Genomic DNA, 23,340 nt, shown 5'->3' with positions numbered 1-23,340 from the left:
GATTGCCGTCTTTTGGTCTGTGCCTGTCACTGCAACATTGCCTTGATCGCGCTGACATGGGTCAGATCAGCTGCCAGCGCGTCACCGCACAAGGCTGTCGCGGCCGCCACCGGATCATCGGCAATCTGGTCTAATAATCCGCAAGCGAAAGCGTCCTGCGCTGTCAGTTTGGCACCTGCCAAAAGGATTAGCTTTGCCCGTGACAGGCCTGCCAGTGCGATCAGCCGTGCGGGATCACTGGGTTGGGGCAATACGCCAAGTTTCATGACAGGGTAGAACACCTTGGCCCCCGGCGCGGCGACGCGCAGATCGCAAGCTAGCGCCATACCGCAGGCACCGCCGGCCAGCGTGCCATTCAAGGCCGCGATGGTCAGGCCGGGCAGGGCGGCGATTGCAGCTGACAATTCCTCCCATAAGGGAGACGTTTTCAGCTCTGCCACGTCGGCCAAATCGGCCCCGGCGCTAAACACGCGCCCGGTGCCGGTCAGGATCATCGCCTTAGCAGATCTGGCCGCGCGCACAGCGACGATCAGATCGCGCAGCATGTCGGCGGTCAGGGCGTTCGCCTTGTCCGGACGATTCAGCGTGATGATCGCCAGATCGCCATCGCGGGCGGTCTTTATCACGCGACGCCAACCTTTTTGCGGATGTCGTCGTCCCGCAGGGATACGTCTTTGCCAAGCCAAGGATCGGCCTCGGCGGTGCACATCCAGACCAGCGCCTGCGCGGCCCATTCGGGCGGGATATGCGCGGACCAGTCTAGCTGGGCAACAGGGCCGACGCCGGACTGCTTGATTTCGCGCTGCATGTCGGTGGCAACGGTGCCGGGCGACAGGCCAAGGATGCGCAGGCCTTTGCCGCGGTTTTCGCGGTCGGCAACTTGCGTCAGCATATACGCGCCCGCCTTGCTGGCGCAGTAGGCGGACCAGCCCTCTAGCGGGTTATGGGCGGCACCCGACGATACGGTGATGATGGTGCCCGATCCCTGCGCAATCATCGGACCCATTGCTGCGCGCATACCGTGCATGACGCCCTTGAGGTTGATGTCGATGGCCTTGCCCCATGCCTCTGGGTCAACATGGCTAAGCGCGCCGATCGGGTCGATGACGCCAGCGTTGTTGATGACGACGTCGATCTTGCCGAAAGTTTGGATCGCGGCGTTCACGGCCTGCTCTGCCTCCCAGTAGCGGGACACGTCGCAGGGGATCGCCAGCGCTTGTTTGCCGATCTTCCCCGCAAGTTCGGTAATCTGCTCGCGGGATCGCGCAACCAAGGCGACATTGGCCCCAGCGGCAGCAAAAGCCTGCGCGGCGGCGGCCCCGATGCCGCGGCTTGCGCCTGTGATCAGAACGGTTTTACCGGTCATGTCAAAGTTTTTCATCGCACTCCCTTTCGGTCCCCGGCGGGACACTTTAGCGTTGCGCCAGAATTCCCCACTTGGACCGGAACGGCAAGAGCGCCGCGCCAAAGTTCAGTCCCACAAGGATTAGTCCCATGATGACATCTAAAGCACTACGCGCAAGCGCTTGCCTGACGGCAGTGATGCTTGCCCCTGCGGCACACGCCGATGTAACCGCCCAGCAGGTCTGGGACGCGTGGCAGGACAGCATGACCGAATACGCCGCATCCGCGCAGATCACGACCGGTGCGGTTGATGCATCCGGTGACACAGTGACGGTCACCGATTTTGCCCTGAACAACGACATCGACGGCGACACGGTCAGCATGACGATCCCGCAGATCGTCTTTACTGGCGCGGGTGATGGCACTGTTGATATCACGCTGTCCGACACAGTTCCGGTTGAATTCACCACCGGTGCTGACGTCGATGTAAAGATGAGCATCAAGCAGACTGGGACTGTGATTAAAGCCAGCGGCACGCCAGAGGCGTTGAGCTATGATGTCGCAGCGGATCAATATGTCATCTCTGTCGACAAGCTAACGGGCACCGACGGCACCATCGACGGCGATATGCGTGTGGCGCTGAATGCGGTCAAAGGCACATCGACGATGGTGACCGGCGATCTGCGCGAAAGCAGCTATGATCTGACGGCAGGCAAGGTCGATCTGCTGGTCGACGTTACCGCACCGGATGCGACCTCTGTCATGATCTCGGGCAAGATTGACGGCGTTGCCAGCGCTGGCACCAGTAGCGCGCCGATGGATCTGGACTTTACCGACCCGGCCGCGATGTTCGGCGGCGCGTATGTTGCCAAGGGTAGCTATACCAGCGGGCCTTCGGCCTACATCATCGCCGTGGATGGTACGACGACGGTGAATGGCACCGCAACCAACGGGCCGGGCACGATGTCCTATTCCGTCGGGCCAGAAGGGCTGTCCTATGATATCACAGCCACCGACGTGAATGCCGACTTGACCAGCAGCGAAATGCCGTTCCCGTTTAAGCTGTCTGCAGCGTCCTATGGCTTTGCCATGACGACGCCGTTGGCACCAACAGATGCGCCTGTGCCATTCAAACTGGCGCTGGACCTGTCCGGCGTCACCGTGAACGAGGAAATCTGGGCGATGGTCGATCCGTCATCCGCCCTGCCGCATGACCCTGCGACGATCAAGCTGGACGTAACCGGCGCGGCGCAATTGGATGTGCCGCTGATGGACGCTGAACAGGCGCAGGCGCTTGCGATGGAGCCTGGCTTCCCCGGCAAGATCGAAAGCCTGTCGCTGAACAATCTGACTGTGGATGCGGTCGGTCTGAACGTGAACGGAACCGGCGAATTCACCTTTGATAATAGCGACACGACGACTTTTCCGGGCATGCCGCGCCCTGATGGTACGGTCACGATCGACGTGGCCGGGGCCAACGCGCTGATCGACAACCTGATCACCATGGGTCTGATCCCGGCAGAGCAGGCGATGATGCCGCGCATGATGCTGGGCATGTTCGCAAAACCCGTCGGCGAAGACGCGGTGCAATCGGTGATCGAGGTGAAAGACGGTCAAGTCATGGCCAATGGTCAGCGCATTCGCTGACCCCTGCGCGCAGTCCGTCACCTTGCGGTGCGCGGCTGCGCGGACTACCTGAATGGGCGACATAAAGGAAACCGTCCCCATGACCGACCTCGCTGCGCTGACCCAACAGATCCTTGACGCCGCCCGCCGGGCCGGTGCCGATGATGCCGACGCCATTGCGGTGCAGGGCACGTCGATCGCGATTGATGTGCGCCAAGGCGCGCTGGAAAAGGCAGAGCGGTCAGAAGGCGTAGATATCGGCCTGCGCGTTTTGCTGGGGCAAAGGCAGGCTTGCGTGTCCACCTCTGACAGTCGCCCTGCTGCGATTGCTGCGATGGCAGAACGCGCCGTCGCCATGGCGAAAGAAGCGCCAGAGGACCCGACCGTTGGCCTAGCTGATCCAAGCCAGCTGACCGCGCAGACGGATAGCGGCTATCTGGAACTTTGCGACGAATCGCCCGAACCCGACCCGCAAACCCTGGAGGACTACGCCTTGCGCGCAGAGGCGGCGGCGCAGGAAAATGCCGGGATCTCTCAGGTTTCGGAAACCAGCGCTGGATATTCGCGCCGCCAGATTCACGCAGCAGCCACCAATGGCTTTTCCGGCGGCTACGCGCGGTCCGACATTGGCCTGTCTTGCGTCGCGATCAGCGGCACCGGCACGGGGATGGAACGTGACTATGACTACGACACCCGCATCTTTCAGTCCGATATGCGTGAGCCGGAGGATATTGGCCGCACCGCAGCGGCGCGCGCGGTAGAGCGTGCAGGTTCGCGCCGGCCCAAGACAGGTGCCTATCCGGTTCTGTTCGACGAACGGGTCGCATCGTCACTGATTGGTCATCTTGTGCAGGCAATCAACGGCAGCGCCATCGCGCGCGGCGCGTCGTTCTTGCGCGATGCACTGGGCGAGCAAATCCTGCCAGAAGGCATGAGCCTGATCGAAGACCCCCACCGCCCGCGCGCCTTTGCATCCAAGATTTTCGATGCCGAAGGTTTGGCGACGCAGCGCCGCGCGTTGATCGACAATGGCACGCTGACGGGCTGGACGCTGGATCTTGCCACTGGGCGCAAGCTGGGTCTGCCATCCACTGCTAACGCCGGCCGTGGCACATCTGCGCCGCCGTCGCCGGGTGTGACCAATCTGGCGCTGACGCAGGGCGATGTCAGCCGGGACGACCTGATTGCACAGATGGGGACGGGGTTGCTTGTCACCTCTATGATCGGGTCGACGATCAATCCGAACACTGGCGATTATTCCCGCGGGGCGGCAGGTTTCTGGGTACAGAATGGCGAAATCACGCATCCCGTTAATGAATGCACGATTGCAGGCAACCTGCGTGATATGTGGCGCACGATGATCGCTGCCAATGATGCCCGCGCGCATCTTAGCCGGGTTGTGCCATCGCTTCTGGTATCGGGGCTTACCCTTGCCGGCGACTGACCTACCCCTTTTGCTGGACGCCGCCGCTGCTGCGGGCGACATCGCGTTGCGCTACTTCAAGTCCGACCCGCAGGTTTGGGACAAAGCCGGCGATCAGGGCCCGGTGACAGAGGCTGATTTGGCGGTCAACGACATGCTGACCGCCCGTTTGCGCAGCGCCCAGCCCGATTATGGCTGGCTATCAGAGGAAACGCCTGATGATACCGCCCGCCTGACGACGCATCGCCAGTTCGTCATCGACCCGATCGACGGCACGCGCGCTTTCATCAACCATAGTCTTGATTGGGCACATGCGCTTGCTGTGGTCGAGGATGGGCGCGTGACCGCTGGCGTCGTGACGCTGCCGGCGCGCGGGCTGACCTTTGCCGCGACGCTGGGCGGCGGGGCAACGCTGAACGGCAAGCCGCTGCATGTGACGCAGGTGACTGACCTTGCCGCGGCGAACGTGCTGACGACCAAGCCGAACCTTGCGCCGCATTTCTGGCTGGGCGGCGCGGTACCGCCGTTTTCCAAAGGCTTCCGCTCGTCCTTGGCTTACCGGTTGTGCCTTGTTGCGCAGGGCAAGTTCGACGCCATGTTAACGCTGCGCCCATCATGGGAATGGGACATCGCCGCCGGCAGTCTGATCGTGTCAGAGGCGCAGGGCACCGCGACGGATCGGTGGGGCGCGCCGCTGGTATTCAACAATCCTTATCCGCAGGTTGACGGCGTGCTTGCCGCAGGCGCGGTTCACGGTGCATTGCGCGCGGCTTTGATTTGAACGGCTATTTAACCCATCATCACAGATAAGCGGGCATGGCCCCCTGTTGTAACACCGACCCGCCCTGCGTAAGTTGCGCGGCAACACCATCTTGATCAAAGGACACCCTCATGACCCAGCGCCTGCACCTTGTCTTTGGCGGCGAACTGATCGACCCGACCAAGAATGCGTTCAAGGATGTCGAAAACATCCACATCGTCGGCATGTTCCCCGATTATGCCAGCGCCTATAACGCGTGGAAGGCCAACGCCCAGCGCACGGTCGACGACGCGCATACGCGCTATTTCATCGCACACATCCACCGTCTGCGGGACGAAGAGGTCGCGGCCTCTCCGACCGAAGAACTCGGCCTGTAATTCAGGGCCGCGGGGGTGGAGGCCGTCGTCTGGGCGCGTTGCGCCACCCCTGCGGATGCCGCTGTCATTGCGGCCCTTGATGCACGCTTGCGGGCCACGGGCGAAGACGTTGGCTTTGCCGTCACCACGCAAGTTCACCCCGAAGGCCGCCGCGCTATTCGGGCGCATTTAACCAAATTAGAGCCGATGCTGCTGCTGTGGATCGGCGGCCCTCTAGATACCGTGACTCTGGCCGAGGCGAGAGAGGCGAACGTGCCTGTCGTTGTAATCGACTTGGACGAAACAGCGCTGGACGGCATCGTCAGCCGCTGGTTCCCATCGCGCAGCCGGGCCATCCTGTCGCAACTGAACGCTGTCTATACACGCGATCAATCCTGCGCAGATGCGTTCGTTGCAGCAGGCGCGCCTGCAGAGCGAACCTATGCGGTCGGCTTGCTTGAAGACCCGCCCGCCGTGCTGCCGTTTATCGAATCCGACCGCCGTGATCTGGCAGAGGCTTTGCGCAATCGTCCGGTCTGGCTCGCGACGCAAACAGAGGCAGCCGATGTCACAGGCCTTGCCGCTGCGCAGCGCCATGCTGCGCGCCGTTCCCATCGGTTGTTACTGGTCGCAGTAGCCGCCCGCGCCGAAGACGGCCCCGCCTTGGTCAGTCAATTCGAAGCAGAGGGCCTGCATGCGAGTTTGCGGTCCCTGACCAGCGGGCCAGAGGAATCGATGCAGGTGCATGTCGTCGACACCCCGGCAGAATTGGGCCTTTGGCTGCGCCTTGCGACCGTAACCTTTGCGGGTGGCACCCTGACGCAGCGCGCGGCGCAAGATCCGTTCGAGGCGGCGGCGCTTGGCTCTGTCCTGATCCATGGCCCACGCACTGCGCCTTACACCGCGCGCTATGACCGCCTTGCGCGGGCCGGGGCCACGCTGCAAGTCGACGGCCAAGTCGGCCTTGGCCGCGCGGTCGAGGCGCTGTTAGCTGCCGACCGCGTGGCGGCGATGGCGATGGCGGGCTGGGATGTAACGTCGCGCGGGGCAGAGGCGACGGACCGCATCGTCACGCTGATCCGCAACCGCCTGGACGAGGCGGGTCTATAGATGGGTGCACCGAAGTTCTGGTTTACGCCGCCTGATACGCCGGACCTGCGCGCGCGCCTTCTGGCACCTTTGGGCTGGATCTATGGCACAGCTACGGTGCGGCGCCTGCGTCAACCCGGTTACAAGGCGGCAATCCCGGTGATCTGCATCGGCAACATCAACGTCGGCGGTACGGGCAAGACACCCACCGCGATGGCGCTGGCGCAAATCCTGACGGATCGCGGGCAAACCCCGCATATCGTGACCCGCGGCTTTGGCGGCACACTCACCGGCCCCATTCGCGTCGACGAGCGCAGCCATTCTGCAGCGCAAACCGGGGACGAACCGTTGCTGTTGTCGTCTTTCGCACCAACTTGGGTCGCGCGCGATCGCGCCGCAGGCGTTCAGGCGGCTCAGGCGGCGGGTGCTACGGTTATTTTGCTGGACGATGGTTTTCAAAACCCATCGGTGAAAAAAGACCTGTCGATCGTCGTGGTCGACGCCCAACGCGGGTTTGGTAATGGCCGCGTCCTGCCCGCTGGTCCCTTGCGCGAACCCGTGGCCACGGGCCTTGCCCGCGCTGATTTACTGCTGTCTATCGGCAGCCCTGCGGCCCAAGCCGGGTTCGCTGCCGGCCCACATATCCCCGATTTGACCGGTGAGCTGATCCCCTTGATCACCGGCATGCCGTGGCAAAGCCTGCGCCTGTTGGCCTTTGCCGGGATCGGTCATCCAGAGAAATTCTTTGCCACGCTGCGTGCCATGGGGGCCGATGTGATCCGCGCTGAACCGCTTGAAGACCACCAACCCCTGACAGAGGCCTTGATGACAAGGCTAGAGCTGGAAGCAAAGACGCGCAGCGCCCAGTTGGTGACGACTGAAAAGGACGCCGTCCGCCTGCCGGATAGTTTTCGCGCCAAGGTGCTGACCCTGCCTGTGCGCCTCAAGTTCGACGACACTACGCCGCTCCACAAAGCCCTTGCCGCGCTGGGCCTTTGACCTTCTTCTCGTCCCAAATATCCCGGTGGAGTCCCGCAGGGACGGGGGCTGGCCCCCATCACCCCGTCGCTTTAATCAGACGCCTCGTCCTGCATCCGCGGCGCTGGGCCGCGCGGACTGGTATCGCCGCCTGACATGCGGATCGGTGTCCGCATCCCTGGTACGCCGTCCAAATCAACCTGCATTTCGCGGTGAACGATCTGTGGGTCGACAAACACCTCTGCCATATCCTTGATCGGCCCGGCAGGTACGCCCTGCGCCTCGCACATCGTCAAAAGCGCCTCTCGCGCATGTTGCTGGGTCGCATCGTTCAGCACAGTGGCAAGCTGGTCGCGATTTGCCAGACGGTCTGCATTGGTCGCAAAGCGCGGGTCTTGCGCCAGTTCTGGCATCTTCAACAGATCGCACAACCGCCGATATTGCGCATCATTGCCTGTTGCGATGATGATATGACCATCCGCGCAGTCGAATACCTGATAGGGCATCAAATTCGGATGGGTGTTTCCCGTCCGCGCCGGGGGGGTGCCGGTCGTCAGATAATTCATCGCCTGATTGGCCATCACCGCAACAGCGACATCGTAAAGCGCCAGATCAATGTGCTGACCTACGCCTGTGGTCTGCCGTTGGTGAACAGCCGCTAGAATAGCTGTGCTTGCATACATCCCGGTAAACAGATCGACGACAGCCACGCCGGCGCGCTGCGGCTGGCCGTCGGCCTCTCCGGTGACGGACATCAGACCGGACATGCCTTGGATGATGTAGTCATAGCCTGCACGGTGGGCGTAGGGGCCGGTTTGGCCAAACCCCGTGATTGAACAGTAGATCAGCCGTGGATTGATAGCGGCAAGGCTTGCGTAATCCAGACCGTATTTAGCCAATCCGCCGACCTTGAAATTCTCGATCACGATATCGGCGTCCGCGATCAGGGCTTTGACGTGTGCCTGCCCCTCTGGCGTGCGGAAATCTACAGTGACCGAGGTTTTCCCCCGGTTCGTGCTGTGGAAATAAGCGGCGGCGCGTTCGCCCCCGTGATCAACCCAAGGCGGCCCCCAACGGCGCGTATCATCGCCGTCGGGGGATTCGACCTTAATCACGTCTGCCCCTAGATCGGCCAAGGTCTGACCCGCCCAAGGGCCAGCCAGAATGCGCGCCAATTCAATGACCCGCAGGCCGTCCAGCGGGCGCATCAACCGGCGATCGCGTCGTCGATGATCTTGGACATATCTTCGAAGGACATGTTGGAATACTTTTCACCATCAATCATGAACGACGGGGTAGAGCTGATGTCGTCGGCCTTTGCGTTCGCCTCGTACCACGCCACCAAGTTCTGTGCGTTTTCCGCGTCGTTCATGCAGGCATCCAACATCTCGTCGGTCAGGCCGGCGGTCTTGCCCAAGTTGCGCAGGTCTTGCGCGATTGTTGCCGGATCACCGCTGGCAGTCCAAGCGCGCTGTTTGTCATAAAGCATCTCGGCGATGCCGAAAAAGCGCATCTCTCCGCCGCAGCGGGCCATCATCGATGCCCACAGACCGAAGCGGTCAAAATAGACTTCGCGGTAGGTGAACTGCACTTTGCCGGTGTCGATATATTCCGCCTTCAGCTTGGGCCAGACCGTCGCATGGAAGTTGGCGCAATGCGGGCAGGTAAAGCTGGCGTATTCGGTGATTTTCACGGGCGCATCAGCAGAGCCGACAATCATGTCAGCGATCGCGTTTGGATCAGGCGTTGCGCCTTCGGTTTGGGCATTGGCCATGCCAACAAGCAGGCTGCTTTGCGGGCTGTTCAGGTTCAGGGCGAAAGCGCCGCCAACAAGGACGGCCGCGCCGCCAGTGGTCAACAGGGTTCTGCGTTTCATGGTCTACCTCAGGTTCTGTTTTTCGGTTTCGACAGGACGTTGGCGGCCAATGCCTCCAGTGCTGTCCTTAGGTCGTCATTTGCGACCCCTTTTGCAACCGCGCGGGCGCGGTCTTGCATGACGGGGTCGGGTGCTGCGGGGGCTTTAGGGGCGGGCGCAAAGGCCACGCGCCCTTCGGCAAAGCCTGTAGGGGCGGTCTGTGTGATGCGCACCCGCGCGATGGCGCGGTAGCCATAGCAGGCGTTCACTTTTTCGAGGATCTGCACCTTTTGCATTTCCAGCATGGGCGCATTGGCACCAGTCGTCAGTACCGTCAGGGTAGCACCCAGCGCGCCGCGGCCATAGCTGACGTTCACAGGCGTCGCCACGCTGGCCACCTGTTCGCCCACAAATTCAGCCCAATGGGTCAGCAGCCGCGTTTCCGCAAAGCCACGCCCTTCACTGCCCGCGCGGATGCGCGACTGCATCAGCGTGACGGCGCGGGAAAAACCGCGAGTAGAGGACGTGCGGTGAGGCTGTTTCATCATCACCGTTTAGTCTATGTCACCCCGCACGCCAAGTCAGTGCGAGGAGGCATGAACAATGCGTGAGCGATCGTTGCAACTGCTCGAATGGTACGACGTCCACGCCCGGTCCATGCCGTGGCGTGTGCCCCCTGCGGACCGCAAAGCGGGTGCACTGCCAGACCCTTATGGCATCTGGTTGTCAGAGGTGATGCTGCAGCAAACTACAGTCGCTGCAGTGCGCGATTATTGGCGCAAGTTCATGGGGTTATGGCCCACCGTCACCGATCTGGCCGCGGCGCAGGATGCGGATGTGATGGCCGCTTGGGCGGGGCTTGGATACTATGCGCGCGCCCGCAATTTGCTGAAATGCGCGCGGGCTGTCGTGGCCGATCATGGCGGCGTCTTTCCGCCTGATCATGACATGCTGCTGACCCTGCCCGGCATTGGCCCGTACACTGCCGCCGCTGTCGCTGCGATTGCCTTTGATCAGCCGGAAACCGTGCTGGACGGCAATGTCGAACGGGTCATGGCGCGGCTATACGACGTGCACACGCCGCTGCCTGCTGCCAAGCCAGAGCTGATGGCGTTGGCTAAGGCGCTAACACCGCAGGAACGCCCCGGCGACTATGCGCAGGCGGTCATGGATTTAGGGGCGACAATCTGCACGCCAAAATCGCCAGCTTGCGGTATTTGTCCGCTGCGCGATGATTGCATGGCCCGCATTGCGGGGACGGCCCCTGTGCTGCCAAAGAAGACTCCGAAAAAGCCTGTGCCCGTGCGGCGCGGCATTGCTTACGTCGTGCGCCGCGATGACGGCGCTTGGTTGCTGGAAACGCGCGATCCCAAGGGGTTGCTGGGCGGGATGCTTGGGTTTGCTGGATCAGACTGGTCGGATGATCCACAACCTGCGCCCCCTTTGAATGCGGAATGGCAGCAGTTGGATGCGACGGCGCGGCATACCTTTACGCATTTTCATTTAGAGTTGACGATTCTTTGGACGCGCGTTCCGGGCAATGCACAGCCCGCGCGGGGGCATTTTGTGCCGCATAACGACTTTTCCCCAACGGCACTTCCCACTGTGATGCGAAAGGTCTTTGATCTGGTCGCGGATTCTTTACCATTTGACTGATATATCGCCGCAATTTTGGGGTAAAAGGCCGTGAAAGAGGATTCCTTGACCGCAACTGCAGCCACGCCCCCGATTGCTCGCCTATCCGCTGCGCTGCCGTTCTGGCTGTCGCTGCTGCTGATCCCAATTGCGTGGATCAGTGCGGTCTGGGGTGGCTGGGCCGTTTTCCTGTTGCCGCTGTGCACGTGGTATCTGTTTGGCATCATTGATATTTTCGCAGGCCTAAACGAGGCGAACGCCGATACGTCTACGCCCGATGATCAACTTTGGTGGTATCGCCTGATCACGATCATCTGGGCCCCGCTGCAGGCAGCGACGTTGTTTGGTGTCATGTACTACGCGACCCGCGCCGATCATCTGGGCGGGTGGGAACTGGTCGGTCTATTCTTTGGCATGGGCGTGATCACGGGCACGATTGGCATCAACTATAGTCACGAGCTGATGCACCAAAAGCCCAAGATTGAGCGCAACATGGCCGATATCCTGCTGGCGATGGCACTGTATTCGCATTTCCGGTCAGAACATTTGCTGGTCCATCACCGCTACGTCGCCACCCCGCGCGACCCGGTGACCGCCCGCTATAACGAAGGGTTTCACCGCTTTTTCCCGCGCGTGCTGCGGCAATGCTATACTTCTGCCTTCAAGGCGGAACGGGCGATGCTGGCGCGCAAGAATCTGCCTTGGACGGATCTTAGCAATCCGTTTTGGCGCTACTGGGCGCTGCAGGCCGGGTTTCTGGCGCTCTCACTGATCATTGGTGGCTGGCTAGGGCTTGCGCTGTTCTTGTGGCAAGCCTTTGTCGCGGCATGGCATTTGGAACTGGTGAATTACATCGAACACTACGGTCTGACGCGCGAACATCTGGGCGACGGCAAATATGAATACGTCAAACCGCACCATTCGTGGAATTCCGCACAGAAGGTGTCGAACTGGTTGCTGATCAATTTGCAGCGCCATTCTGACCACCACTACAAGCCCGACCGCCGGTTTCCGTTGCTGCAAACATATGACGCCAGCGATGCGCCGCAGCTGCCCTATGGGTATTCGGTGATGGGGTTTGTTGCGATGGTGCCGCCGCTGTGGCGGCGCGCCATGAACCCTAGGGTCCGTGCCTGGCGCCGCCAGTACTATCCGCATATCACGGATTGGTCCGCCTATAAGGCCGCAACCAATCCGTGGCCGCGTTAGGGTTTAGGCCGGATCGGCACCGACGCGGACCATTTGTTTACCAAAGTTGCCACCACCCAGCATATCTAGGAACGCTTGCGGTGCGTTTTCTAGACCTTCGGCGATGTCTTCTTTGAAGGTGATACGCCCGTCGCCAACCAGTGGGCCGACTTGGGCCATGAAGTCCGGAAACTTTTCGAAGTGATCAAAGATGATGAAGCCTTCGACCAGCAGGCGGCGCGTCAGGATGTTGCGCCAGACGGCGGGCAGGGGCTGCGCCTCTGCAACGCCTTGGCCCGAATACCAAGAGATCATGCCGCAGACTGCGATGCGGCCAAAGGTGTTCATGTTTGGCAGCACGGCCTCTAGCGTCTTGCCGCCAACGCTTTCGAAATAGACGTCGACGCCGTTCGGCGCGGCGTCTGCGATGGCTTGGGTTAGCGCCTTGGCGTCCAAAGCACGGTGGTCAAGGCAGACGTCATAGCCGAGCTCTTTGACCGCGTAATCGCATTTGTCCGCGCCGCCTGCGACGCCGATGACGCGCATGTTTTTGGTCTTGGCCAGCTGCCCAACCATGCCGCCCACGGCACCTGTCGCGGCAGACACCACGATGGTTTCGCCGTCCTTGGCGCGGCCGATGTCATTCAAGCCAACCCAAGCGGTGATACCCGGCATGCCCAGAACGCCCTGCGCGGTCGAAATCGGGGCGATGCCCGGATCAACGATTCGCACGCCTTCGCCGTTGCTGATGGCGTGGCTGGTCCAACCAAAGGCACCGGCGACAATCTTGCCGACGGGAAAGCCTTCGTGTTTGCTTTCCATCACCTCGGCCACGGTGCCGCCTTCCATAACGCCGCCGATTTCGACCGCTTTGGCATAGGATTTAGCGTCGTCCATCCGGCCGCGCATGTAGGGGTCTAGCGATAGCCAGATGACGCGAACAAGGAACTCGCCGTCCTTGATTGCGGGCAGGGTCACAGTTTCGGTGCGGAAGTTTTCAAGCGTCGGCGACCCTTTGGGGCGGCTGGCCAGAACGATCTGCGTGGCGGTGGTCATTGGGGTATTCCTTTAGTCTGTGTCACGCATAAAGTAGCCTGCGCTGCGGGCTTGGAAAGGCTTTCGTCAGGACAAGGCGCGACGATACAGGTGCCAACTGGCGTGCCCAAGCACAGGCAGCACTGCAAGTAGACCAAGCAGCAATGGGATGAGCGCCGCAAGTGTCAGGACCGCGATGATCGTGGCCCAGACCCACATCACTAGCAGATTTTCGCGGGTGACCTTGAGGCTGATCAGCATTGCGGTGACGAAGTCTAGCTCTTGGTCCAGCAACAGGGGCAGGCTGATCGCGGTGAGGCTGAACAGCAAAAACGCGGCTATCGCACCGACGGCCAGTTCGACTGCAATCATCGTCAGGCCAGTGCCATTCAGATAACTTTGCAGATCGTCCGGCGGGCCCAGCAGCACGGATGGCCCCATGAACAGGGCGAACAACATATGGGCCAGAAACGTCCAGAACAGAAAGAACGTCACAATGATGACGCCTGCCCAAGGGACTTGGCGGGTACGCTCTTGCCAGATGATCGGCAAGACTTGCGAAAAGCGGGGTACTTCGCCGCGCTCTAACCGGCGGCTGACGTCATACAGGCCAACGGCAAGGATCGGTGCGATCAGCGGAAAGCCAAGCGACAGGATGAGCGTCCATGTGAAAAACCCTGCGCCCATCTGGAACAAGGCGTTGCCGATCACGACGTAAATTGCGCTGAAGAAAAGCCCGAACAGCGGTGCCGCGCGGTAATCGGCCCAGCCGGCACGCAGGCAATCCCGCAAATCAGTCAGATGCAGGCGCATCACCTGCGGCATGGGGGCAGACTGCGGCGCTGGGGCGGTCATGGGCAGGTTCCATTCGGTTGTGGATGCGCAAAGCGTAGGGGTGTGATCCAGCGCGGGCTTTGATCTGTATCATGCTCGTAACCCAGATCGAGAACGAAAAAAAACCCCGTCCTTCCAAAGAAGAGACGGGGCAAAGGTAGTGCCCGCGTGAAAGCCCATGTGGGGCTATCACGTCAAAGGCACCGGCGGTAACTGTTGAAATCTATGCGTGTTTTGCCATTTCGGCACGGACCTGCTGGCGCAGAAGATCGATAGGCACACGTTGCCCTTCGCGCTTGAACTGCCAATAGGTCCAGCCGTTGCAGCTGGGTGCGCCTTCCAGATGGGCGCCGACCTGATGGATCGATCCCTTCATGTCGTCGCTGCTCAGCGTGCCGTCAGCGCGGACTTTCACGGTGTGACGCCCGTTGAGCGAGTAAAGCTCTTCGCCCGGACGCAGCATGCCGCGTTCGACCAGCACGCCAAAGGCGACGCGCGGCTCTGCCCGCTTAGAAGTGCTGACCTGCAACGCCTCGTTGTCGAACTTGCGCACCTTGGCGATGCGCTTGGTCGCGACCTTGCGGTAGGCCTCTTCACGCTCGATGCCGATGAAATCACGGCCCAGCATCTTGGCGACAGCACCGGTGGTGCCTGTGCCAAAGAAGGGGTCAAGGATCACGTCGCCGGGGTTCGTGGTGCCCAGCAGGACGCGGTGCAGCAGGCTTTCAGGCTTTTGCGTCGGATGCGCCTTGTCGCCGTTTTCGTCCTTGATCCGCTCGTGACCGGTGCAGATCGGCAGCATCCAATCGCTGCGCATCTGAATGCCTTCGTTCAGCGCTTTCAGCGCTTCGTAGTTGAAGGTGTATTTGCTGTGCTCGGACTTGCCGGCCCAGATCAGCGTCTCGTGGGCGTTGGTCAGCCGCTTGCCGCGGAAGTTCGGCATCGGGTTCGACTTGCGCCAGACGACGTCGTTCAGGATCCAGAAGCCCTGGTTCTGCAGCTCTGCGCCCATACGGAACACGTTGTGGTAGCTGCCAATGACCCAGATCGCGCCATTCGGCTTGAGCAGGCGGCGTGCCGCCTTCAGCCAATCACGGGTGAATTTGTCATAAACAGCAAAGCTTTCGAACTGGTCCCAATGGTCATCGACGGCGTCGACTTTGGAATTGTCCGGGCGATGAAGATCGCCACGCAGTTGCAGGTTATAGGGTGGGTCTGCGAAGATCAGATCGACTGACTCTTCTGGCAAACTGTTCATAAGCTCGATGCAATCGCCATCCAAAATTTGGTTAAGCGGTAGCGTTAGGCCCTTTTGGGCCTTTGTTTTTATTGTCATGCTCTGCCTCTATCCCGGTGGATTTTTCCACTCGTTGATTGAGGTTAAGATGACCTTTTGCGGCTTTCAGAGGCAATGGATAAATTGCTTTATTCATCGCGAATTTTATCTTGCCACAACATCTTGTGTACCGGACCGAATGTGCGGCGATGATGTAGAGTGACACCGTGACATTTCAGTCCCTCTAGGTGCTCGGCGGTCGGATATCCGGCGTTTCGTGCCCAGCCATAGCCCGGATGCTGTTGCGCCAATCCCACCATCAGACGGTCTCGCCACACTTTGGCCATAATTGAGGCCGCAGCGATCGATAAAGATTTGGCATCACCCTTTACGATGGTTTGGCCGGGGCAGGGCATGTTTGGAGGCATGCGGTTGCCATCTATCAGTGCAAAATCCGCAGGTTGCGCCAAATCCGCCAGCGCGCGGGTCATGGCCAGTTGGCTTGCCGCAAGGATGTTCAATATCTCGATCTCTTCCACCGAGGCGCTGCCGTACCCAACAATTGCCACGTTTGGGATCAGGTCAAACAGGGCATCGCGCCGCTTTGCGCTGATCGCTTTGCTATCGCCAAGGCCGGGGGGAATCTGCGCGTGGTCTAGAATCACGGCGCAAGCCATGACGGGGCCAGCTAGCGGGCCGCGCCCGACCTCGTCTACGCCCGCAATATGGGCGTATCCGGCGGCGCGGGCGGTGTCTTCGAAATGCAGGTCGGGGGGGATGCGTGTCATGCCCCTATGATGCCGCAGCGGCGGGGCAGGGGGAAGTCCTGCCCGCGCCAAATGGACATCAGCGGCGACGATAGCCTGCATCAACCAGACATTGCGCGTCATAGCCGCGGCGCATGCCGCCCCATGTCGTCAGTTGCACATTGCAGATTCGCGGCAGTGCGCGGGTGTCGGTGCCCCAATCGGCAAGGCAGTCGCGGTCGTAAATGCGCCGCCACCCGTCCCGTGTTTCGATATCATCAATGCATGTGGCGGGTAGTGACTGACGTGTGCGGCTATTGCCGAACGACGGCGCGACCACGACAGGCGGTGCAACCCGCGGTGGTCCTGTTTTGCCGCGCCCGTGGCCGGGTAAATACCCCTGCTCGGTCACAAGCTCGCGCCAGCTTTTGCCATTCCGGCCTTGGTCCGCGGCGGCGGGAAATGCTACGGCAACCATGGCAAGTGCCAATATCAATATCCTAAACATCGTGTTCCCTTTTGCGATGGGCACTGATCGCGCCATATATGGAAACAGGATGGTCATATTGACCGCTGACAGGCGATATCATCCGCTGGCAATGTCGGTCTGCGCGCGATACCATCGGACGATATTGCATAACACGACGGATCCACGTCAGATCGCACCATGATGAAAAAGCTTATTCCCCTAATCCTTGCTGGTCTTTTGGGCGCGACTGCAGCCCAGGCCGATTGCTATGCCGATTATAAGGCAAAGCAAGATAACCCGCTGCGCCTGCACTACGGCGTCGCGCAGGTGTCCGGGGAATGCACAAAGCCTAACGCGCAAGCGGCCATTGCGCCGCGGTTGGCGGCGGATGGCTGGGCTCTGCTGACGATCGTAGGCGTGTTTGATGCAAACGGTCTGGACAGCAGAAAGGGCACCGCTGGTGAGTATTTCCTCCGCTACTGAGGCGCGCGAGATCGGCAATCGGATTGTCGTCGGCGGGATCATCGGTATCGTTCTGATCCTCGCGGCTGCTGCCGTGCTTTTGTTCGTCAACCTGCCAGATGCTAACGCATTCAACGCCCGGGTCGAACAGCTGTTCATCGCGAACGACAACCTGACCACTGGGGCAGAGATTAAGCTGCTGGAAATCCTCGCAGGTTCCGGCACCGCGTTTTCCGATACGCTGTCATCCTATCGCTTTGTGATTTTCGTGCTGCTTGTGTTCTCGACGGCGCTTCTGGTCGCTGCGATCGCGTTTTTGGTCATGCTGATCGGGCTGACGCGGCGCATGGGCCAAATTGAGCGCAAGGGGATCGAGGTAAACTCGCTTTTGATCAGCCGCGATCAGGGATCGGTTTACCTGAACAACTTCGAATTCAAGCTGACCGCCGCGGCGATTGAAACGCTGTCCGTGCTGGCAGAGGCGCGGATGGACGACGAGGTGTTATCTGGCGCTGAAATCGAAGGCGTCATCTCTGGCCGTGACGCGTCCGACTGCGACGAAGCAGCCGGTGCAACGCGTATTAAGCGCCTGCGCGATACCTTGGGCAATCAAATGGTCAGCGAACTTCTCGTGAAAAACATCGCGCGCAAAGGCTATATGCTGGCAATCGACAAGGACGTCATCCGCATGGTCTGACGCCAGTTGGTGTCATTTTTGCGATGCGATCTGAAGGTGGTGATCCCGACTGGGTTCGAACCAGTAACCTGCCCCTTAGGAGGGAACCGTTCATAGCGCTATTCCTTCTTTGATTTCTGTTGTTTGATTGTTTGTACAGGGTCCGTCTGTACATGGTTTGTACGAAAACGGGCCCTGACATCGGCCTCATCTGTCTCTGCGTGGGCATAGATGCGCATGGGCAAATTGGGGTCTGACCAGCGTCCAGCCTTGGCCGCTGTGACTGGGTCGACGCCTTGCCGCACAACCAATTCAGTGAAAAACCCATGCCGTCCTGCTGGGTGCGCTGACAGGTACTGAATGCCCGCTTGCTTGCAGATGGTCTTCCATCGCGTGTTGTAGCCTGTCGAGCTGCCATAGCCGAACACACGCGGCTTCATGAATTTGCCGGTCTTGCGGTTCTTTGGGCGTTTCGGTGGCAAGGCCAGCAACTCGTCCATCATTTCGGGCGAAACGGTTATCCAGCTTTCTGGATGCCCTTTCTGAGCCATCACCCTCACCTTGTTCTCTGCAGGCCGCAGATCATCAGATTCCAGCGAGACCGCCTGATCGATCCGCGCTGCTGTCTCGAACATGAACCGCACCAACGCGGCGTTGTACGGATCAGCGGCACTACAAAACGCCTCGATCCATTCCTTATCCGCCGGTTTGCGCTCAACTCGGCTTGGCTTCCCTCGGCGCTTGTCCTGCGCGATCCGTTCGAACTTGTCATAGGGCTTCACTCTGATCAGAGGCGTTCCTATCAACTCGTGCGCGTTGTTGATCACCGCACTCGCAGGTGTGACAATCTCCCGCCACCACGTATCCGTCGAAGCCATCGGTTTCCATTTTGGGCCGAGCCCTTTCAACAATGCACCCGAGATGGTGTTTAGCGGCATGTCGCCGATTTCTTGCACAATCGGAATGAGCCTCTTCGCATCATCTTTGGATGCGTTGTAGAGCAGGATGGCGTCAGAGAATGTTTTACTGACTTCGTCGCCAACCACATGGCGGCGTATCTGAAATTCGGTCTCAAGTGTTATCCAGTCCCGCGCGCCTGCTTCTGTAGATGCCTTAGTGCTTCGCCGGTATGGGCCTGCGATACGCCTGCCATTGTACTCGATCCAACCCTTGGCCCAGTAGAAACGGCCCCTCTTGTAGATTTGGAGCGGCATGGCTGACCTCCTTCAAAAATCTTGTCGATCTGTGCGGGCGTGATCAGCATTGTCCGTCCGAGGCGGTAGAAAGCGCCCGTTTCGTTGGCACGCTCGCGAAGCGTTCGCTCCGAAATATCAATCCCCATACCGGCCATGACTTCGACCCATTGAGAGGGTGTCTTCCCTAACCCAAGGATTTGAGAACCGTCGACTGCATCTTGGCTAGACATGACTTAGCCTTTCCACCGCGAGTTCGCGGTTTTGGGTTCGGCTTTGACCGTGAACTGGGCCACGTACTTTTCCCAAGCCCCTTTGGGGATCTTGGGGTTGCGCCGCCCAGGTGCCGTGTAGATGTGATCCAGCATGTCTTCACGGATCAGATATCGTATGTTGGTCACGGGCAGACCGACTCGCTCGGCCAGCTCCTTTGGTGTTTCGAGAGGTTTGGTCACGGCTCACCTTTCCGTTGGATTTCAGTTGAAAACACTGCAAGAGTGAACAGGATCGCCCAAATCACTCCAAAAGTGTACATATGGGTGAATTAATAACTCATAGGTGCATCTTGTCAACGGACTTGAGCGGGATTGGTCTTCGTTTGCGAGAAATTCGCAAAATAAATGATATTACTCAGCCCGTTATGGCTGCGGCCATCGATGTGTCTGACCGTGCGTATAAAAACTATGAGCAGGAAAAACGGGAATTGCCCGCGCTTACGGCTCTCAACATCAGCGAAGCGTTCAGAGTGGATCTTGAATGGCTGCTGGCAGGGCGCGGCAAGATCCACAAGAACAACGACCCCGAATTGGCTGAGGCCAGCGCAATCGCCGTTTTGTCCGAAGCTGAAGATCGCGGAACAAACCTACCGATTGCCAAGCTCGGCAAGATCATCGGTTTTGTCGCCGCCCAGTCTGCACAGACTGGTGAAACGCCTGCGCAGATCGCCAGCAACTATTTTGACACACTCTAAGAAGGGAAAACTGACATGACTGATACATTTCACCAGCCCGAAGTCGCAAAACCCGACTTGGACGCCTGCGACCAAGAGATACTCACCTTCGCGCGGCAAGTCGGCATATCAGGCGCGTTCTTGTTTTTTGGCGGCGTGATTGCTCTGATCGCCACGTCAAGCCAAACAACTTGGGACATTGCACGCTCCCTTTACGTTGTCATGGTTGTTCTTGGCCCTATCGGCATTGTCATCGCGCAGAGGCTTTTGCGCATATTGATGAAGCATCGGCGCAAAGAACTTTCCATTTTTGATAGCCAGTAAGGCCGAAGCTCGAAACGCATTGTTTAGGTTGAATCGCTAACCTACAACACGCCTACAAAAATGAAGTTGGAACCAACATGGCGTCAGAAGGAAATTCTTTGAACCTCGGCTTAACCGCAGCGAAGACGGCAAAGAAAGACGAGTTTTACACTCAATATGTCGACATCCAGAAAGAAGTTGAGGCGTATCTTGAGTATGACCCTGATACGTTTCGCAACAAGACTGTTTACTGTAACTGCGACGACCCTTTTGAAAGCAATTTCTTCAAGTATTTCGCTGCAAATTTCAACCGGCTCGGCCTGCGCAAGCTTATCTCCACCAGCTACGACGGCTCATTGATTGCTGGTGGGCAGATCACGTTTGATGAATACACCGAAGGAAATGGCGAACGGGAAAAGCCAAAGGCCATCTGTGTTGAAATTGAAGAAGTGACTGACCTTGATGGGGATGGCGCGGTTGGCATCGAAGATGTGAAGCTATTTCTTGAACGCAATCCGCATTCACATAGGCCTCTTGAGGGTGGAGGTGATTTTCAAAGCGAAGAGTGCATTGAACTGCTCAAGCAAGCAGACATCGTGGTGACTAACCCCCCGTTTTCACTTTTCAAGGAGTTCCTTGCCTTGCTAACGAAACACAAGAAGAAGTTTCTTGTGATCGGGAACACAAACGCAATTACGTATTTGGAAGTGTTTCCGCTGATAAAGGCCAACTCGCTTTGGCTTGGGTGTACGAATTTCAATGTTGGAATGTTTTTTGAAGTTCCCGATGAATGGAAAAAATACCATCATATCAATGAAGAGACTGGAAAAAAAATGGCTCGCGTATCCACATCTTGCTGGTATACGAATCTGGATCATGGTCGTCGCCATGAACCACTTAGCCTAATGACACAGGCCGATAATCTGAAGTTTAGCAAGAGCTTAGCAAAAAAAGACAGTTACTCGAGATATATGAACTTTGACGCTCTTGAAGTCGGGACCTACAAAGAAATCCCAAGTGACTACGATGGCATAATGGGCGTACCCGTCACGTTTCTGAACAAATATAATCCGGATCAATTTGAAATAGTAGGCAACAGCGACGACGGGAAAATGATGCGTGAACTTGGGGTGAGCCAATTAGGCCGCGACTTCATCGATGCGTATCGTGCAAACGGAGGAACTGGACACTATAGCCCAGGAATGAGGATGCTTGGCCTTTTCGACCCAAGTCCTCGCGTAATTTACAAACGTATTTTGATACGGCACCGAAAATGAAAGCATTCTCTAAGTGAAAACCATCCTTAAAACCGACATCAGCGTTGCCGATATTTGCGACGGCTTTGTTTACAACCAGCTCGAAGGAAAAGGGCTGTTCGGGCTGGCCGGAAAGCTGACGATCCAGCCTGAGTATCAGCGCAATTACATCTACGCCGAAGACAATGGCAAACGTGAACAGGCCGTCATTGAGTCCCTGTTGAAGGGTTATCCGCTGGGTTTGATTTACTTCAACAAGGTAGCTGACGAAAAATTCGAGGTTCTGGACGGTCAACAACGCATTACCAGCATTGGGCGGTTTGTTACCAACAAGTTTGCCATCATGGATGGCGGCAATCCCAAGACTTTTGACAGCCTTCCCAAGGACCAACAGGCATTAATCCTTGAAGCAAAGATGCTGATCTACGTCTGCGAAGGTACAGAGACGGAAATCAAGCAGTGGTTTCAAACGATCAACATTGCGGGTGTCCCGCTTAAGCCTCAAGAGCTTCTGAATGCTATCTATTCTGGTCCGTTTGTAACACTCGCCAAGGCCGAGTTCAGCAACAGCCAAAATGCAAACATCCAAAAATGGAGCGCTTACATCAAGGGTAGTGCCAACCGGCAAGACTTCCTTGAACGCGCTTTGGATTGGGTGAGTAAGGGCGATATCGGCACCTACATGAGCGGCCATCGCACAGACAATATCATCACCGAGCTGAAAAACTATTTCGATAGCGTTATCGACTGGGTTTCGAGCGTCTTCACGGACGTTGAGAAGGAAATGCAAGGACTAGAATGGGGCCGGCTGTATGAAAGCCACCACAAGACATCCTATGACCCCGCCGCCGTTTCTGCCGAGGTCAAGCGTCTGTACGGGGACGCATTCGTCAAGAACAGGCGCGGTGTGTTTGAGTACGTTCTGGGAGGCTCTAAGGATTCCAAACTATTGGATATTCGGGTCTTTGAGGAGCCTACGAAAAGGTCTGTGTATGAAAAGCAGACCAAGACCGCAAAGGCCAAGACTACCTCAAACTGCTCGCTCTGCGCACTGGGCCATGATGCCAACAAAGCGAAGATATGGTTGATAAAAGAGATGGAAGCTGACCACGTTTCCGCCTGGAGCAAGGGTGGGGCGACCTCCGCAGCGAATTGCGAAATGCTCTGCAAGACGCACAACCGCGCCAAAGGCAATCGGTGATATAGACCGGATGTTGAGCCTTGGCATCTGTTGGATTAGATCAAAGATGAATCGTTCTAGCTCAGCGGCCAAGCTGCTTGAGGTCAACATATGACGCGGCATGTGTTGGGTCCGGACGGTACGCTGAGAGACACCAGCGGCGCAGAGGTGACGGCGCAGGTGATCGAAAGCACCCGCCTTCACGTTCCCCATCTTGCGCCGCATATTCTGACCGTCGATCTGCCCAAAGGCGACCGGGTGAACATTCTTGTCGAATATTCCTGCCATTGCTGGACCAGAACCTTTGATCCCGCCGCCCACGCTGGCCAGATGCAGGTCATGGATGGAACACGGCCTCGCGCCTTTTGTCCGCAAAGGTTCGCTGCCTCGGTTGATCTGGCGGGGCTGCTGGGAACGCTGCCTCAAAACCGGCTATACCTCACGCCATCGGACCGGAACTACGGCACCTATAACGCCTCGATGATGCTGGACGACGGAACGGCCTACACCGCCTTTTTCATCCTTAAGCCTCACAAGGGCAGATTCGATGGCATTCGCCACAAGCTGCGTCTTTTTGTCGAAAGCGCCCACCACCGCCCGCAGCCGGAAAACGGCCAAAAGGTCAAGATCGCTGTGGTCATCAGTCAGGCGCTCATGGGTAAAAAAGTCAAATATTTCAGACGCTAGAACGACCGAAGGAGCCACCT

At 58.6% G+C, this 23,340-nt stretch carries 27 protein-coding genes; 15 read left to right on the top strand and 12 right to left on the bottom strand.

What is annotated here, in order from left to right:
* Window positions 1-26: 26 nt before the first annotated feature.
* Both KBW81_RS15125 and KBW81_RS15120 read right to left on the bottom strand, forming a co-directional pair.
* On the bottom strand, window positions 27-626 hold the full coding sequence (locus KBW81_RS15125) for an enoyl-CoA hydratase/isomerase family protein (protein WP_254247743.1): 600 nt from the start codon (window positions 624-626) through the stop codon (window positions 27-29).
* Window positions 623-1,381, bottom strand: coding sequence for an SDR family oxidoreductase (locus KBW81_RS15120; RefSeq protein ID WP_254247742.1), 759 nt, complete (start codon window positions 1,379-1,381; stop codon window positions 623-625). The genes KBW81_RS15125 and KBW81_RS15120 overlap by 4 nt, the downstream gene beginning before the upstream one ends.
* A 113-nt stretch (window positions 1,382-1,494) precedes the next feature.
* Here KBW81_RS15120 and KBW81_RS15115 point away from each other — a divergent pair, with 113 nt between their 5' ends.
* The 6 genes from KBW81_RS15115 (at window position 1,495) to lpxK (ending at window position 7,597) form a co-directional block, all read left to right on the top strand.
* Window positions 1,495-2,991 carry a DUF2125 domain-containing protein gene (locus KBW81_RS15115; protein ID WP_254247741.1) on the top strand — a complete coding sequence of 499 codons (1,497 nt, stop codon included), beginning with the start codon at window positions 1,495-1,497 and terminating at the stop codon, window positions 2,989-2,991.
* A 79-nt stretch (window positions 2,992-3,070) separates the two neighbouring features.
* Window positions 3,071-4,414 carry a TldD/PmbA family protein gene (locus KBW81_RS15110; RefSeq protein ID WP_254247740.1) on the top strand — a complete coding sequence of 448 codons (1,344 nt, stop codon included), beginning with the start codon at window positions 3,071-3,073 and terminating at the stop codon, window positions 4,412-4,414.
* Window positions 4,401-5,174, top strand: coding sequence for an inositol monophosphatase family protein (locus KBW81_RS15105; protein ID WP_254247739.1), 774 nt, complete (start codon window positions 4,401-4,403; stop codon window positions 5,172-5,174). Before KBW81_RS15110 ends, KBW81_RS15105 begins: the two co-directional genes overlap by 14 nt.
* A gap of 110 nt (window positions 5,175-5,284) precedes the next feature.
* Window positions 5,285-5,530: a DUF4170 domain-containing protein gene (locus KBW81_RS15100; RefSeq protein ID WP_090186127.1), complete on the top strand. Its 246-nt coding sequence runs from the start codon at window positions 5,285-5,287 to the stop codon at window positions 5,528-5,530.
* Window positions 5,531-5,545: 15 nt separating this feature from the next.
* Window positions 5,546-6,619: a 3-deoxy-D-manno-octulosonic acid transferase gene (locus KBW81_RS15095; protein ID WP_254247738.1), complete on the top strand. Its 1,074-nt coding sequence runs from the start codon at window positions 5,546-5,548 to the stop codon at window positions 6,617-6,619.
* Entirely contained in the window at window positions 6,620-7,597 is a 978-nt protein-coding gene (gene lpxK, locus KBW81_RS15090; RefSeq protein WP_254247737.1) for a tetraacyldisaccharide 4'-kinase, read from the top strand.
* 71 nt (window positions 7,598-7,668) lie between these two features.
* On the opposite strand, the gene KBW81_RS15085 is transcribed toward lpxK, so the two are convergent.
* From KBW81_RS15085 to KBW81_RS15075, 3 genes are read right to left on the bottom strand one after another with little or no spacing between them, the layout of a single operon-like run.
* On the bottom strand, window positions 7,669-8,787 hold the full coding sequence (locus KBW81_RS15085) for a CaiB/BaiF CoA transferase family protein (RefSeq protein ID WP_254247736.1): 1,119 nt from the start codon (window positions 8,785-8,787) through the stop codon (window positions 7,669-7,671).
* A complete protein-coding gene (locus tag KBW81_RS15080; RefSeq protein WP_254247735.1) occupies window positions 8,784-9,452 on the bottom strand; it encodes a DsbA family protein in 669 nt (222 codons plus the stop codon). Before KBW81_RS15080 ends, KBW81_RS15085 begins: the two co-directional genes overlap by 4 nt.
* 8 nt (window positions 9,453-9,460) lie before the next feature.
* Window positions 9,461-9,976 (bottom strand): DUF721 domain-containing protein, encoded by a 516-nt coding sequence (locus KBW81_RS15075; protein WP_090186141.1) that lies wholly within the window; start codon window positions 9,974-9,976, stop codon window positions 9,461-9,463.
* Between the two features lie 58 nt (window positions 9,977-10,034).
* On the opposite strand from KBW81_RS15075, the gene mutY reads away from it, so the two are divergent.
* The gene (gene mutY / locus KBW81_RS15070) at window positions 10,035-11,087 is read left to right on the top strand and encodes an A/G-specific adenine glycosylase (protein WP_254247734.1); all 1,053 of its coding nucleotides are present in this window, start codon (window positions 10,035-10,037) and stop codon (window positions 11,085-11,087) included.
* Window positions 11,088-11,132: 45 nt separating this feature from the next.
* Entirely contained in the window at window positions 11,133-12,275 is a 1,143-nt protein-coding gene (locus KBW81_RS15065) for an alkane 1-monooxygenase (RefSeq protein ID WP_254247733.1), read from the top strand.
* Window positions 12,276-12,278: 3 nt separating this feature from the next.
* Here the strand turns inward: KBW81_RS15065 and KBW81_RS15060 are convergent, their stop codons facing one another.
* The 5 genes from KBW81_RS15060 to KBW81_RS15040 form a co-directional block, all read right to left on the bottom strand.
* Window positions 12,279-13,310, bottom strand: coding sequence for an NADP-dependent oxidoreductase (locus KBW81_RS15060; RefSeq protein WP_254247732.1), 1,032 nt, complete (start codon window positions 13,308-13,310; stop codon window positions 12,279-12,281).
* Window positions 13,311-13,376: 66 nt separating this feature from the next.
* Window positions 13,377-14,144: a DUF2189 domain-containing protein gene (locus tag KBW81_RS15055; RefSeq protein WP_254247731.1), complete on the bottom strand. Its 768-nt coding sequence runs from the start codon at window positions 14,142-14,144 to the stop codon at window positions 13,377-13,379.
* Window positions 14,145-14,346: 202 nt separating this feature from the next.
* Window positions 14,347-15,459, bottom strand: coding sequence for a site-specific DNA-methyltransferase (locus KBW81_RS15050; protein WP_090186155.1), 1,113 nt, complete (start codon window positions 15,457-15,459; stop codon window positions 14,347-14,349).
* Between the two features lie 89 nt (window positions 15,460-15,548).
* Entirely contained in the window at window positions 15,549-16,187 is a 639-nt protein-coding gene (locus tag KBW81_RS15045) for a ribonuclease HII (RefSeq protein ID WP_254247730.1), read from the bottom strand.
* 58 nt (window positions 16,188-16,245) lie between these two features.
* Window positions 16,246-16,653, bottom strand: coding sequence for a hypothetical protein (locus KBW81_RS15040; RefSeq protein ID WP_254247729.1), 408 nt, complete (start codon window positions 16,651-16,653; stop codon window positions 16,246-16,248).
* A gap of 162 nt (window positions 16,654-16,815) precedes the next feature.
* Here KBW81_RS15040 and KBW81_RS15035 point away from each other — a divergent pair, with 162 nt between their 5' ends.
* Window positions 16,816-17,097, top strand: a complete 282-nt coding sequence (locus KBW81_RS15035) for a hypothetical protein (protein WP_372803682.1) — start codon at window positions 16,816-16,818, stop codon at window positions 17,095-17,097.
* Window positions 17,039-17,773: a winged helix-turn-helix domain-containing protein gene (locus tag KBW81_RS15030; protein ID WP_175499171.1), complete on the top strand. Its 735-nt coding sequence runs from the start codon at window positions 17,039-17,041 to the stop codon at window positions 17,771-17,773. The genes KBW81_RS15035 and KBW81_RS15030 overlap by 59 nt, the downstream gene beginning before the upstream one ends.
* A 98-nt stretch (window positions 17,774-17,871) precedes the next feature.
* Here the strand turns inward: KBW81_RS15030 and KBW81_RS15025 are convergent, their stop codons facing one another.
* A complete protein-coding gene (locus KBW81_RS15025; RefSeq protein ID WP_254247728.1) occupies window positions 17,872-18,966 on the bottom strand; it encodes a tyrosine-type recombinase/integrase in 1,095 nt (364 codons plus the stop codon).
* A 215-nt stretch (window positions 18,967-19,181) separates the two neighbouring features.
* Window positions 19,182-19,400: a MerR family transcriptional regulator gene (locus tag KBW81_RS15020; RefSeq protein WP_254247727.1), complete on the bottom strand. Its 219-nt coding sequence runs from the start codon at window positions 19,398-19,400 to the stop codon at window positions 19,182-19,184.
* Between the two features lie 110 nt (window positions 19,401-19,510).
* Between KBW81_RS15020 and KBW81_RS15015 the strand changes: the two genes are divergently transcribed.
* The 5 genes from KBW81_RS15015 to KBW81_RS14995 all read left to right on the top strand — a co-directional run bounded on the left by KBW81_RS15015 (window position 19,511) and on the right by KBW81_RS14995 (window position 23,320).
* On the top strand, window positions 19,511-19,915 hold the full coding sequence (locus tag KBW81_RS15015; RefSeq protein WP_254247726.1) for a helix-turn-helix domain-containing protein: 405 nt from the start codon (window positions 19,511-19,513) through the stop codon (window positions 19,913-19,915).
* 15 nt (window positions 19,916-19,930) lie between these two features.
* Window positions 19,931-20,218, top strand: a complete 288-nt coding sequence (locus KBW81_RS15010; protein ID WP_254247725.1) for a hypothetical protein — start codon at window positions 19,931-19,933, stop codon at window positions 20,216-20,218.
* 98 nt (window positions 20,219-20,316) lie between these two features.
* Window positions 20,317-21,474, top strand: a complete 1,158-nt coding sequence (locus tag KBW81_RS15005) for an adenine-specific methyltransferase EcoRI family protein (protein ID WP_367305303.1) — start codon at window positions 20,317-20,319, stop codon at window positions 21,472-21,474.
* A 13-nt stretch (window positions 21,475-21,487) separates the two neighbouring features.
* Window positions 21,488-22,654 carry a GmrSD restriction endonuclease domain-containing protein gene (locus KBW81_RS15000; RefSeq protein ID WP_254247723.1) on the top strand — a complete coding sequence of 389 codons (1,167 nt, stop codon included), beginning with the start codon at window positions 21,488-21,490 and terminating at the stop codon, window positions 22,652-22,654.
* Window positions 22,655-22,744: 90 nt separating this feature from the next.
* Window positions 22,745-23,320 (top strand): hypothetical protein, encoded by a 576-nt coding sequence (locus KBW81_RS14995; RefSeq protein ID WP_254247722.1) that lies wholly within the window; start codon window positions 22,745-22,747, stop codon window positions 23,318-23,320.
* Window positions 23,321-23,340: the final 20 nt, after the last annotated feature.

It is taken from the genome of Loktanella salsilacus (assembly GCF_024206795.1).
GTDB classification, from domain to species: Bacteria; Pseudomonadota; Alphaproteobacteria; order Rhodobacterales; family Rhodobacteraceae; genus Loktanella; species Loktanella salsilacus.
The sequence above is the reverse complement of the archived record's forward strand: the minus strand, read 5'-3'. Positions and strand labels throughout refer to the sequence as shown.

What these genes read in the sequence shown, in the direction of transcription:
- KBW81_RS15080 (WP_254247735.1), bottom strand. Translation starts at nt 9,452, where the DNA reads ATGAAACGCAGAACCCTGTTGACCACTGGCGGCGCGGCCGTCCTTGTT.
- KBW81_RS15115 (WP_254247741.1), top strand. Translation starts at nt 1,495, where the DNA reads ATGATGACATCTAAAGCACTACGCGCAAGCGCTTGCCTGACGGCAGTG.
- mutY (WP_254247734.1), top strand. Translation starts at nt 10,035, where the DNA reads ATGCGTGAGCGATCGTTGCAACTGCTCGAATGGTACGACGTCCACGCC.
- KBW81_RS15045 (WP_254247730.1), bottom strand. Translation starts at nt 16,187, where the DNA reads ATGACACGCATCCCCCCCGACCTGCATTTCGAAGACACCGCCCGCGCC.
- KBW81_RS15025 (WP_254247728.1), bottom strand. Translation starts at nt 18,966, where the DNA reads ATGCCGCTCCAAATCTACAAGAGGGGCCGTTTCTACTGGGCCAAGGGT.
- KBW81_RS15075 (WP_090186141.1), bottom strand. Translation starts at nt 9,976, where the DNA reads ATGAAACAGCCTCACCGCACGTCCTCTACTCGCGGTTTTTCCCGCGCC.
- KBW81_RS15110 (WP_254247740.1), top strand. Translation starts at nt 3,071, where the DNA reads ATGACCGACCTCGCTGCGCTGACCCAACAGATCCTTGACGCCGCCCGC.
- KBW81_RS15050 (WP_090186155.1), bottom strand. Translation starts at nt 15,459, where the DNA reads ATGACAATAAAAACAAAGGCCCAAAAGGGCCTAACGCTACCGCTTAAC.
- KBW81_RS15100 (WP_090186127.1), top strand. Translation starts at nt 5,285, where the DNA reads ATGACCCAGCGCCTGCACCTTGTCTTTGGCGGCGAACTGATCGACCCG.
- KBW81_RS15010 (WP_254247725.1), top strand. Translation starts at nt 19,931, where the DNA reads ATGACTGATACATTTCACCAGCCCGAAGTCGCAAAACCCGACTTGGAC.
- KBW81_RS15060 (WP_254247732.1), bottom strand. Translation starts at nt 13,310, where the DNA reads ATGACCACCGCCACGCAGATCGTTCTGGCCAGCCGCCCCAAAGGGTCG.
- KBW81_RS15040 (WP_254247729.1), bottom strand. Translation starts at nt 16,653, where the DNA reads ATGTTTAGGATATTGATATTGGCACTTGCCATGGTTGCCGTAGCATTT.
- lpxK (WP_254247737.1), top strand. Translation starts at nt 6,620, where the DNA reads ATGGGTGCACCGAAGTTCTGGTTTACGCCGCCTGATACGCCGGACCTG.
- KBW81_RS15120 (WP_254247742.1), bottom strand. Translation starts at nt 1,381, where the DNA reads ATGAAAAACTTTGACATGACCGGTAAAACCGTTCTGATCACAGGCGCA.
- KBW81_RS15035 (WP_372803682.1), top strand. Translation starts at nt 16,816, where the DNA reads ATGAAAAAGCTTATTCCCCTAATCCTTGCTGGTCTTTTGGGCGCGACT.
- KBW81_RS14995 (WP_254247722.1), top strand. Translation starts at nt 22,745, where the DNA reads ATGACGCGGCATGTGTTGGGTCCGGACGGTACGCTGAGAGACACCAGC.
- KBW81_RS15030 (WP_175499171.1), top strand. Translation starts at nt 17,039, where the DNA reads ATGCAAACGGTCTGGACAGCAGAAAGGGCACCGCTGGTGAGTATTTCC.
- KBW81_RS15055 (WP_254247731.1), bottom strand. Translation starts at nt 14,144, where the DNA reads ATGACCGCCCCAGCGCCGCAGTCTGCCCCCATGCCGCAGGTGATGCGC.